The sequence below is a fragment of the Rhodococcus sp. IEGM 1379 genome, assembly GCF_030056815.1.
In the GTDB taxonomy this organism is placed as follows: domain Bacteria; phylum Actinomycetota; class Actinomycetes; order Mycobacteriales; family Mycobacteriaceae; genus Rhodococcus_F.
This window is the reverse complement of record NZ_JASHKR010000119.1, coordinates 1-10,604: the sequence shown is the minus strand read 5'-3', so window position 1 is coordinate 10,604 and position 10,604 is coordinate 1. Positions and strand designations below refer to the sequence as shown.

Genomic DNA, 10,604 nt, shown 5'->3' with positions numbered 1-10,604 from the left:
GCGTCTTCGTCGCCTTGCGGAAGGATGCGGCACGCGCCGTAGAAGCGGTGGTACGCACCCGCGAGTTCTTCGAGGTAACGGGCGATCCGGTGAGGCTCACGCAGATTGGCGGCGCTGGAGACGACGCGCGGGTATTCGCCGATCGTGCGGATCAGGTCGCCTTCCTGCTCGGCCGTGAGCAGCGCGAGGTGGCTCGAGTCGGCGGACAGACCGAGGTCGGCAGCATTGCGGGCTATCGCGGAGAGGCGTGCATGCGCGTACTGGACGTAGTAGACCGGGTTTTCGCTGCTGGTCTTGGTCCACAGATCGAGGTCGATGTCGATGCTGGAGTCGACCGACGACCGGATCATGACGTAACGCGATGCGTCGACGCCGATTGCCTCGACCAGGTCGTCGAGGGTGATGACGGTTCCGGCGCGCTTGCTCATCTTGACGGCGACGCCGTCCTTGACGAGGTTGACCATCTGTCCGATGAGTACCTCGACGGTGTCCGGGTCGTCGCCGAAAGCAGCGGCAGCAGCCTTGAGGCGGCCGATGTAGCCGTGGTGATCGGCACCGAGCATGTAGATGCAGAGGTCGAAGCCGCGAGCGCGTTTGTCCTGGAAGTAGGCGATGTCACCGGCGATGTAGGCGGCGTTGCCGTCACTCTTGATGACGACGCGGTCCTTGTCGTCGCCGTAGTCGGTGCTCTTGAGCCACCAGGCACCGTCCTCGTTGAAGAGGTTGCCGGACCTCTTGAGCGATTCGACGGCCTTCTCGACTGCGCCGGATTCGAAGAGCGAGTTCTCGTGGAAGTAGACGTCGAAGTCGACGCCGAAATCGTGGAGGGTCTGACGGATGTGGGTGAACATCAAGTCGACGCCGATGGACCGGAACGTTTCCTGCTGCTCATCAGCGGGCAGGTCCATGACATCGGGGCGCTGAGCGAGGACGGTTGCAGCGATGTCGGCGATGTAGGCGCCGGCGTAACCGTCTTCGGGAGCAGGCTCGCCCTTGGCTGCGGCGATCAACGAACGCGAGAAGCGGTCGATCTGTGCGCCATGATCATTGAAGTAGTACTCACGGGTGACCAGACCACCCTGCGCGGACAGGATGCGCCCGAGCGCGTCTCCGACTGCAGCCCAACGGGTTCCACCGAGGTGGATGGGTCCGGTGGGGTTGGCCGAGACGAATTCGAGGTTGATCTTCGTACCGGCAAGCGAGTTGCCACTGCCGTACGACGGACCGGCTTCGAGAACTCCGACGACGACGGCGCCTTGGGCGTCGGCAGCGAGGCGGATGTTGAGGAAGCCCGGGCCGGCAATTTCGGCTGCGTCGATACCGTCGGCAGCCGTGAGTGCCTCGGCGAGCCAGCCGGCCAATTCGCGCGGGTTGGCGCCGACCTTCTTGGCTACCTGCATCGCAACATTGGTGGCGTAATCGCCGTGCTCAGGGTTGCGAGGACGCTCGACGGTCAGGGTTTGTGGGAGCACCGAGACGTCGAGGCCGCGTTCGGCAAGGACGCTCGCAGCGGTTCCGCGGAGCAGTTCGGCAAGGTCAGCTGGAGTCACAGGTATCCATCCTATTGCCTGCACACTCGAGGTGGAGACTCGCCTCACGCGCGGGCGCCCGAGAGTAGGCTGACGACCGATTTGGGCGTGTCGCACGCCACTCTCCCAGATTGCCCTCAGACTCGGAAAGTACAGTGGTAATGCCCGAGCTACCGCCGAGTACATCCGGCGGGAGGGCATGCTGCACATTTGCCCACACACCGAAAGAGCCCAATCGATGCCAAGCGGTTCCGATAGTCACGGTCCCAAGAACAAATCCGGGGCCAAATCAGCCAAAGCCATCAAGGCCGCCAACAAAGGCGGTAGCCCGGCAAAGAAGGGCAAGGGTGGCGTTCCGGCTCCCCGCCAGATTCCGTGGCTGTCGATCGGTGCCGGCGTCGCAGTACTCGGACTGATTGCCGTGCTCGGCATCAATCTGTGGCCGAAGGTCGAAGAGAAGCAAGCCCTCGAGCCGTACAAGTACAGCTCCGAGAACAAGGATCCGTCCGACAACATCGACGGTGTTCTCAAGATCGAGTACCCCGCCGGCCAGCACGTCGAAGCCACGCAGCGCGTCGCCTACGACCAGAGCCCGCCGTTCGGTGGCCCGCACGACGCCACTTGGGCAAACTGCACGGGCACTGTCTACGCGTCGGCGATCCGTACCGAAAACGCTGTTCACTCACTCGAGCATGGTGCGGTCTGGATCTCCTACAACCCGGACAGCATCGACCAGAGCCAGATCGACAGCCTCGCAAAGCGGGTCGAGAACAGCAAGGGCTACATGCTGATGTCGCCGTACCCCGGCCAGAGCAGCCCCATTTCGCTGCAGTCCTGGGGCCACCGCCTCGAAATCGACAACGCTGACGACGAGCGCATCGACCAGTTCATCACCGCTCTGAAGCTGAACCCGAACGTCTACCCCGAGGTCGGCGCCAGCTGCACGAACCCGCTGTTCACCGCAGAAACGTCGCCGTTCGACCCCACACCTCCGGGCCCCGACGCGGTTCCGATGGACGGCACCGGCACCACACCGGCCACCGACGAGCAGGTTCCCGCAGGTGGATAGTCAACCTGACACCGACCGCTCGTCGAAGCCGAGTCAGCGCACCGCTCTACTGATCATCGGTCTCATCGGCGCCATTGCCATCGGTTTCGCTCTGGGCGCGTTCACCAATCTGTTGGGCCCCGACGCGAAGTCCTCACTCACCGTTCCGGCATCGGACTCGGTGGATGTCGGCTTTGCTCAGGACATGCTCGTCCATCACGGTCAGGCCGTCGAAATGGCGTCCACCGCGTTGACGAAGTCCACAGACGACGAGGTGCGCACGGTGGCATACGACATCTTGACCACCCAGCAGAATCAGATCGGTCAGATGCAGGCATGGTTGACGATGTGGGACGAACCGATTTCCACTGTCGGCCCGTACATGGAGTGGATGACCTCAGATTCGTCCACCGGACACGATTCGCACGGAGCGTCTACGACGATGACGATGGATCATTCCGGCCCTGTGACCACGATGCCCGGCATGGCGTCTTCCGCAGATCTGGCAGCGTTGAATGCTGCATCCGGCCCCGAGTTGGACACCCTCTTTCTCCAGTTGATGTTGCGCCATCACCAGGGCGGCCTTCCGATGATGGAGTACGCCGCAGCCAATGCCATCACTGATCCGGTGAAGTCCTTGTCCACGACGATGGTGAACACACAGGAAAGCGAGTCCACTTTGCTGGCCAGCATGCTGGCCGCTCGCGGAGCCGCTCCCCTGCCGATGAACTAACCGGCAATAATTCGAATCGAACTGGGCCTGGCCCTGACTTTTGTCAGGACCAGGTCCAGTTTTCTATCTCCGGCAAGTCCGCGAGATGCTCCACGATGTAGCGCGAGTGCTTGTCCAGTTGAGCCCGGCAGAACTCGACCAACTCCGACGCCCCGGTGGTCCGACGCTTGGATCGTCGCAGCGCCTCGATGACCAGGTGGTAGCGGCTCATCTTGTTGAGGACCACCATGTCGAACGGCGTTGTCGTGGTTCCCTGTTCACTGAATCCCCGGACATGGAACCGCTCCGGAGAGGGGCGTCCGTGGAGGAGTTGATGGACTGCCCGGGCGTAGCCGTGGAAGGCGAACACCACGTCCGTCTCGGCAGTGAACAAGTTCCGGAACGACTGCTCACCAAATCCGTGTGGATGTTCGGTCGGCGTCAGTAGGCCCATGAGATCAACCACGTTGACAACCCGCACCGACAGGTCCGGCGTTCCTTCGCGAAGCAGCTGGGCGGCGGCCAGAATCTCTTGTGTCGGAACGTCTCCCGCTGCGGCCAGCACCACATCGGGTTCTTGCCCGGCAACTTCCGTTCCGGCCCAATCCCAGACCGACGCGCCCGCAGCGCAATGCGCGTGCGCCTGCTCGAGCGTCAAGTACTGCAGGTGCGGTTGCTTGTCGACGACGATCACATTCACGTGGTTCATGCTGCGCAGAGCGTGATCCGAAATCGAGAGCAGCGTGTTGGAGTCCGGCGGCAGCCATACCCGGATCACGCTGGGCGCCAAAGGAATCACGGCGTCGATCATTCCGGGGCCTTGATGACTGAAACCGTTGTGATCGTTGCGCCAGCACGTACTGGTGAGCAACACGTTGAGCGAGGAAACCGGCTCCCGCCACGGCAGGTCGACGGCATGCTGGAGCCACTTGGCGTGCTGGATCAGCATCGAGACGCTCACCATCGCAAAGGCTTCGTAACTGGCAAACATTCCGTGCCGCCCGGACAGTAAATATCCCTCGAGCCAGCCCTCACAAAGATGCTCACTGAGTATCTCCATGACCCGGCCGTCGGCAGAGAGTCCGTCGTCGTACTCGGTGATCGGCAACTGCCAGCACCGTTCGGTTGTCTCGAATACCGCACCGAGTCTGTTGCTTGCGGTTTCGTCCGGACAGAACAACCGGAAGATTCCGCCGCCGTCGTCGGTTTCGGTGGCGGCGTAGATGTCCCGCAACAGTTCACCGAGCACCCTGGTGGTCTCGTAGAACGTCGAACCCGGCGATTCGATGGGTAGCGCGTACTTCTCGAGTGCCGGCATCGGCAATTCGACGCGTAGTCGTCCACCGTTGGCGTAGGGCGTACTGCCCATCCGCTTGTCCCCGACCGGCGCCAGCACGGCAAGTTCAGGAATCAACGATCCGTTCGCGTCGAACAACTCTTCGGGACGGTAGGAGCGCATCCACTCCTCGAGTTGCCGAAGATGTGCCTCATCGGTTCGCACTCCGGACAACGGAACCTGATGGGCCCAGTGGGTGCCCTCCACCAACTTCCCGTCGACGGTGTGCGGGCCGGTCCACCCTTTGGGAGTGCGCAAGACGATTGCCGGCCAAGCGCCGTTCCACTCATTACCGGCGCGCGCCGACACCTGCATCTCACGGATCTTGCTGTGCGCCTTGATTATCGCGTCGTACAGGTCCGGGAAGACCTTCGTCGGGTCGTCGCCGGACACGACGACGGGATCCCATCCCTGGCCGCCCAGATACGCCTTGATGTCTTCGTCGCTACTGCGTCCGTACACCGTCGGCCCGGCAATCTTGGCGCCGTTCACGTGCAGGATGGGCAGCACCGCACCGTCGCGTCGGGGATTGAGAAATGCCGGGAGCTTCCACGATCCCGACAGCGGACCGGTCTCGGCTTCACCGTCACCGATGACGCAGGCCACCAGTAGGTCCGGGTGGTCGAATGCCGCACCGGCCGCATGTGCCAGCGCGTACCCCAACTCGCCGCCCTCGTGGATACTGCCCGGCGTCTGCACACTGACGTGGCTGGGCACTCCGCCCGGCGCCGAGAATCGTCGGCACATGCGGTGGATACCGTCGGCGTCGGCGGACACTTCGGGATATATCTCCGAGTACGTCCCTTCGAGGTACGTCGACGCGATCATCGCGGGTCCACCGTGGCCGGGCCCCGTCACGTACAACCAGTCCGAGTTCGTGGTGGCGATGTGCCGGTTGAGCAACGTGTAGATCATCGACAGGCCTGGACTGGTTCCCCAGTGGCCGAGCAGTCGCGGCTTGATGTGCTTCGCTTGCAAGGGCTCTCGAAGCAACGTGTTGTCTTGGAGATAGATCTGCGCGACGGTCAGATAGTTCGCGGCCGCCCACCATCGCAGGTCGAGCGCTAGTTGATCTTCGGAATACTGGCGATCGGTCATCGACGACTCCCGTTGCTCACAATGGTGATCGAGCAGTCTGCCCGAATCTGTGCCCGTCGCCGAGCCTAGGCGAAATGATGCCCGAATCGATGTATATCTCCTGGTTCTGCGACCCGGTTTGGTCTTGCACGGGTGTGATGCGCTACGCTAACCCAGCCCAATCGGCACACCGAATTTTCGGTGCGCCCCCGTAGCTCAGGGGATAGAGCGTTCGCCTCCGGAGCGAAAGGTCGCAGGTTCGAATCCTGCCGGGGGCACCACGACAGCGCAGGTCAGAGCACTAGCTCGAGCTGCAGCGCGGTCCAGGTGCCACACAATGACGACTAACGTCTACTGTCATGCCGCGAGTTGACCCCGCCCCCACGTACACCATGCGTCAGCTTGCTGCGTTTGTCGCAGTAGCCGAGACCGGAACCATCAGCGCGGCCGCCGAGCGCATGCACCTGTCCCCCTCGGCAATGTCTGCATCCATCACGGAACTCGAACGCGCACTCAAGGTTCAACTCTGTGTCCGCCGCCGGTCATTCGGTGTACAACTCACGCCCACAGGGGAATTCGTCCTCATACGAGCTCGAGCATTGCTGAAACAAGCAGGTGAGCTCGAGTCCGATGCGCTCGGTACCGGCGGAACAATTTCAGGACCCATCGCAATCGGCTGCTACCCGGCTTTGGGGCCGACTGTTCTGCCGTCGATGATCGCCGGGTTCACTCATGAATATCCCGCCACCTCGGTAAAATTCCGCGAAGACACCCAGAACCGACTGCAGGCGCAGTTGGAAAACGGTGAACTGGATCTGGCGATCGTCTACGACCTGGATCTGTCTCCGGAACTGCGCATGGTTACGTTGTCGACCCGCGAACCGTTGATCGTCCTGAGTGCAGAGCACCCACTGGCGGCATCCGATCGACAAATTCACTTACCGGACCTCGCAGAGTTCCCGATGGTCCTACTCGATGCTCCCCCGAGCACAAAACATGCCCTCGACGTCTGCCGTGCCGGTGGTTTCGTTCCGGACGTGGCCTACCGAACTGCGAACTTCGAGACAGCCCGGGCGTTTGTCGGCCGGGGACTGGGATGGACGCTGCTTCTGCAGCGCCCCAGCCTCGACGTCACCTACGAGGGCCTCGAGGTGGTCGTCAAGACAATCAGATCCCCGGTGGTCCCGTCGGTGAACGTCGTACTCGCGTGGCATCAGGACGCACGACTGAGCCGCGTCGCTCGGGCATTTATAGAATTCGTTTCACAATCTGAGAGAGCGAGCTAACCCTCCCAACAGGCATTTTGTCTCTAATGCGGAAATTCAGTGCAATATCACCCAATTCTTCCGCTTTTCAAGTGTTGTGGTCCACGTCATTGTGTCTTCAAGCCACATTCATCTCGAAAGGCATTTCATGACTTCACTCGCCTCGCCGACCGCGCAGCGGACTACCGCTGTAGCCAAGGCACGCAAGGCTGCCCTCGGCAGCTTTGTCGGCACCGCCATCGAGTGGTACGACTTCTTCATCTACGGCACTGCTGCCGCCTTGGTTCTGGGCAAGCAGTTCTTCCCCGGCACATCCGATCTCGCCGGAACCTTGGCAGCATTCGCGACACTCGCTGTCGGATTCATCGCACGCCCCATCGGCGGAATCGTGATGGGCCATTTCGGCGACCGCATCGGACGCAAGTCCATGCTTGTCACCTCCCTCATGTTGATGGGTTGCGCGACTGTCGCTATCGGCTTGCTCCCCAACTACTCCTCGATCGGAGTATTCGCGCCGATCTTGCTGGTGACGCTCCGCTTCATCCAGGGCCTCGGAGTGGGCGGCGAGTGGGGTGGGGCTGTGCTGGTCGCAACCGAGAACGCACCCGAAGGGAAGAAGGGGCTCTACGGCAGTGCTCCGCAGATCGGTGTTCCTGCCGGTGTTTTGGTGGCAAACCTCGTTTACCTTCCCCTTGCAGCCTTCATGGACGACGCGACGTTCAACTCCTGGGGCTGGCGAATTCCGTTCCTGCTCAGCGCTGTTCTGGTCGGCGTCGCCATGTGGATCCGCCTCGGCCTCGAAGAGAGCGAGGAGTTCACGGCATCGAAGACCAAGGCTCCTGCCGACTCGATGCCGATACTCGAAGTCCTGACCAAACACTGGAAAACTGTGTTGTTGGCCGGCGGAACCTTCATCGCCACCAACGGAATCGCGTACGCGTACATGGTCTACGTCCTCAAGTACGGCGAGAAGGAACTCGGATTCAGCAAGACCACCATGCTGTTCCTGCTCATCGCATCCTGCCCGTTCTGGATGGCCGGCATGGCATTCAGCGCCCACAAGTCGGACACCCTCGGACGGCGACCCGTCTACATCCGCAGCTCCATCGCGCTGGTAGTCGCTGCAGCGGTGTTCTTCCCACTCATCGACACCGCTGTCATCCCCGTGATGCTGATCTCGATGATTGCCCTCGGATTCACGCTGGGCTGCTGTGCGGGTCCACAGGCCGCCCTGTTCGCCGAATTGTTCCCCGCTCATATCCGGTACAGCGGCGCATCCCTCGGCTACCAGATCGGCGCGATCCTCGGCGGCGGTCTCGCACCGATGATCGCCACTGCACTCTTCGCCGCATTCGACACATCGTTTGCCATCACCGTCTACTTCGTCGTGATTGCAGTGATCAGCCTGGTGTCGATTCTGCTGCTCCCCGAACCTTCCGCCGCACAGAAAGCCTCGTGATCATGTCGACTTACTTTCATCCGAAGAAGTACGCTCCCGAGGATTTCAGCTCCACGTCCCCGTCGGCAGACGCCCTCCCGGTTGTCATCGTCGGCGCCGGTCCCGTGGGCATGGGTGTTGCCATGGGCCTGGCCGCGCGCGGCATCCGTGTCACGATTCTCGAAGCGGCAGATCAGGTGTCGTTCGGCAGCCGCGCGATCTGCGTCTCCCGGCACAGCCTCGAAGTTGCCGAGCGCCTCGGGTTCGGTACAGAACTCGAAGACATCGTTTTGCCGTGGGTGGGAGGACGAAGCTACTACCGCGATCAGGAAGTACTGCACTTCCGCATGGCCTCGGGCAAGCACGACGCGCGTGGCCCCATGGTCAACGTGTCGCAGTCCGAGTTCGAGCAGATCATGACCGACACGTTGCTCGCACATCCCTTGGTCACGTTCCATTGGTCGTCGTCGATCGCCGGTATCTCACGTAGCGACGACGAGGTGACATTGACGGTCGACACGGCCTTCGGTGCTCGCGAACTCCGCGCCGCCTGGGTCGTCGCTGCCGACGGCGGCCGCAGCACGATGCGCGAGCTGAGCGGAATCCGCCTGCAGGGCAACAGTTACGAAGGTAACTACGTCATCGCGGATATTCATTGGGAGTCGGAACTTCCCGCCGAGCGCCTGGTCTGGTTCGACGCTCCCAGCAATCCCGGCTCGACCATCATCATGCACCGGCAACCTCGTGACATCTGGCGGATCGACTACCAACTCGACGCGTCCGACGATCCCGCGGCCGAGACCGCGGAAGAGCGCATCCGCGATCGCATCACCCGCCACCTCGAATGGCTCCAGAGCGACATTCCGTGGACCCTGGAATGGTTCGGCTTCTACCGCGCCCACGCGCTGGCACTGGAAGATTTCACCCACGGCCGCGTACTGTTCGCCGGCGATGCAGCACATCTGGTTCCGATCTTCGGAGTTCGCGGACTCAACTCGGGGATGGAAGACGCCGAGACCCTGGCGTGGCAGCTTGCCGCCGTCATCAACGGACAAGCCGATACCGCTCTCCTGCAGGCCTATTCGACGGAGCGTCGCAGCGCCTGGCAGCAGAACGTGGATAACGCAGGCAAGTCGACACTCATCATGTCTCCCGGCAGCCACGGATACCGGACCACACGCGACGCCGTACTCGAACTTGCCACCACCCGAAACGAATTCGCACATCTGATCAATCCTCGCCAGTCCAGTGCCACCCATGCGCACCTCTCGCCACTGACGTGGGCGACCGCGCCGGGCACGCAGGGCGTACTCCCCGGCGATCCCCTCGAAGATCGGATCGTCGAAGTATGCACTACGGATGGACCGTCGGAAACGTCACTGAATCGCCTGCGCGGCTCGGGGTTCGGCGTGCTGGCCTTCGGCATGTCCGCAGAGCAAGCATCCGAACTCGACAGACAGGCTGCTGACTTTGCTCAGTCACTTGCACCGGAAACGGTGCAGGTGATGACCGTGGGCGGCGCTCACGGGACGATCCCTGACGCTCGCGGAGATCTCGCCTCGACGCTCGGTGCCGGGGATGGCGAAATCTTCGTGATTCGGCCGGACGGCTTGGTGCTGTGCCGGATCAGCGATCCCGCACAATTGATCGACGTTGCCAAACATCTCACCGCCGGAACTGCTCCGCCGCAGTTCGACGCGACCGCCTCCGTGACGTCCGAAGCAGTTGGCGACGAGGCCCGCCGAGAGCATGTGTGGTTGTCTCTCGCCGACGCTCTCGATACGGCGGAACCGGCCGACCGCGAAGGCATGCTGGTACGCCTGGCCATGATTCTCGGTTCGCAGGCAAACAGCGAAGATTTCGACAAGGCCCTCGGGTCTGCCACCCGCTAACCTCTCCACTGACGTTCAGCCGCGCCGGATTTCTCCGGCGCGGCTGAACCATTTTTCACAGAACCTTCGCCCGGCCGCCAGGGTAATCACGGAACGGGACTAAGGTGGGTCCATACCGGCGCGCTTTTCTGATGCCGCCGGCGCTCGACAGCAGCGCACCCAGCACGCAATTGACGGTCCTGGTCCAGGCATTCTGCCAGCGCTTCTGCATTCTGCAGTTCATTCAGGCTCCGGTCTGACATCTCTACCTGCACCTATCGAGAGATTTACAATTGAACAACGCACGCACCCTTGGAGTCATCGGGCA

7 protein-coding genes and 1 tRNA gene are annotated in these 10,604 nt (G+C 62.1%); 6 read left to right on the top strand and 2 right to left on the bottom strand.

Annotated elements, in window-relative coordinates:
• Window positions 1–1,550, bottom strand: a 1,550-nt coding sequence (gene argS, locus QM600_RS27730) for an arginine--tRNA ligase (protein WP_283264973.1), incomplete at its 3' end; no start/stop codon positions are given.
• Between the two features lie 217 nt (window positions 1,551–1,767).
• Between argS and QM600_RS27725 the strand changes: the two genes are divergently transcribed.
• Window positions 1,768–2,598, top strand: a complete 831-nt coding sequence (locus QM600_RS27725; protein ID WP_283264972.1) for a thioredoxin-like domain-containing protein — start codon at window positions 1,768–1,770, stop codon at window positions 2,596–2,598.
• Entirely contained in the window at window positions 2,591–3,310 is a 720-nt protein-coding gene (locus QM600_RS27720) for a DUF305 domain-containing protein (protein WP_283264971.1), read from the top strand. Before QM600_RS27725 ends, QM600_RS27720 begins: the two co-directional genes overlap by 8 nt.
• 43 nt (window positions 3,311–3,353) lie before the next feature.
• Here QM600_RS27720 and QM600_RS27715 read toward each other — a convergent pair whose 3' ends face one another.
• A complete protein-coding gene (locus QM600_RS27715; protein ID WP_283264970.1) occupies window positions 3,354–5,723 on the bottom strand; it encodes a phosphoketolase family protein in 2,370 nt (789 codons plus the stop codon).
• A 184-nt stretch (window positions 5,724–5,907) separates the two neighbouring features.
• Here QM600_RS27715 and QM600_RS27710 point away from each other — a divergent pair.
• The 4 genes from QM600_RS27710 (at window position 5,908) to QM600_RS27695 (ending at window position 10,297) form a co-directional block, all read left to right on the top strand.
• Window positions 5,908–5,983: transfer RNA gene (locus tag QM600_RS27710), tRNA-Arg, on the top strand.
• A 78-nt stretch (window positions 5,984–6,061) separates the two neighbouring features.
• Window positions 6,062–6,988, top strand: a complete 927-nt coding sequence (locus tag QM600_RS27705) for a LysR substrate-binding domain-containing protein (RefSeq protein WP_283264969.1) — start codon at window positions 6,062–6,064, stop codon at window positions 6,986–6,988.
• Window positions 6,989–7,115: 127 nt separating this feature from the next.
• Entirely contained in the window at window positions 7,116–8,426 is a 1,311-nt protein-coding gene (locus QM600_RS27700) for an MFS transporter (RefSeq protein ID WP_283264968.1), read from the top strand.
• A gap of 2 nt (window positions 8,427–8,428) precedes the next feature.
• The gene (locus QM600_RS27695) at window positions 8,429–10,297 is read left to right on the top strand and encodes an FAD-dependent monooxygenase (protein ID WP_283264967.1); all 1,869 of its coding nucleotides are present in this window, start codon (window positions 8,429–8,431) and stop codon (window positions 10,295–10,297) included.
• Window positions 10,298–10,604 lie beyond the last annotated feature (307 nt).